The organism is Prevotellamassilia timonensis, from assembly GCF_021531665.1.
In the GTDB taxonomy this organism is placed as follows: Bacteria; Bacteroidota; Bacteroidia; order Bacteroidales; family Bacteroidaceae; genus Alloprevotella.
Map to the genome: position 1 here is coordinate 1 of NZ_JADYUH010000207.1, position 276 is coordinate 276.

1 protein-coding gene is annotated in these 276 nt (G+C 47.1%); it reads right to left on the bottom strand.

Features of this window, described 5'->3' with window-relative positions; translation table 11 throughout:
* Positions 1-265: Rpn family recombination-promoting nuclease/putative transposase (locus I6E40_RS10830; protein ID WP_235385791.1), on the bottom strand; the 265-nt coding region annotated here is incomplete at its 3' end.
* Positions 266-276: the final 11 nt, after the last annotated feature.

Sequence of the window (276 nt, forward strand, 5' to 3'; positions counted from 1 at the left end):
GGTCTGCCTTCTGCATTTCGATGAGGAACTTTTCCCCTTTCTCGTTTTCACAAAAGACGTCGAACACCGCCTTGCGTTCGGTAGCGTTTTTGCCGGTGTGTTCCGCGTTGAGATAGGTGAGGTCTTTGACGACCTCCTCTCCGTCAAACAGAGAGTTGAGGAAACTGATGAGCAGTTCCTTGTTGACTTCCGTGCCAAACAATTTCTTGAAGGCAAAATCAGTGTAGAAGTTGACGTATCTTTCTTGAGAGACGGGCTGGTTCATATTCTTTTCTG